The 471-nt window shown below is 59.7% G+C and carries 1 pseudogene; it reads left to right on the top strand.

Going from position 1 to position 471, the window contains the following annotated elements:
* Positions 1-129: 129 nt before the first annotated feature.
* A pseudogene (gene glyA, locus OC610_RS28800) lies at positions 130-471 on the top strand (serine hydroxymethyltransferase); the annotation flags it as partial.

Below are 471 nucleotides of genomic sequence, written 5' to 3'. Positions count from 1 at the left end.
GGCCCGTCCAGACACCGCTGAAAGCGGCATGAAACCCATTCGTCCAAGACATGACGCCCTTTCATATGCCTTCCAAAACCGGTTGAGGTAGAATGCCCCCCTTTTCTGCCCCGATCCTTGAGGACCGCCATGTTCAGCCGTGATTTGACTATTGCCAAGTACGACGCCGATCTCTTTGCCGCCATGGAGCAAGAAGCTCAGCGCCAGGAAGAGCACATTGAGCTGATCGCTTCGGAAAACTACACCAGCCCCGCGGTGATGGAAGCTCAAGGCTCGGTACTGACCAACAAGTACGCCGAAGGCTACCCAGGCAAGCGTTACTACGGTGGTTGCGAGTACGTCGACGTGGTCGAGCAACTGGCCATCGACCGCGCCAAGGAGCTGTTCGGCGCCGACTACGCCAACGTCCAGCCACACGCAGGTTCCCAAGCCAACGCCGCCGTCTACCTGGCGCTGCTGTCGGCCGGCGAC

Origin of the sequence: Pseudomonas agronomica, assembly GCF_025917275.1 — a bacterium.
GTDB classification, from domain to species: domain Bacteria; phylum Pseudomonadota; class Gammaproteobacteria; order Pseudomonadales; family Pseudomonadaceae; genus Aquipseudomonas; species Aquipseudomonas agronomica.
The sequence above is the reverse complement of the archived record's forward strand: the minus strand, read 5'-3'. Positions and strand labels throughout refer to the sequence as shown.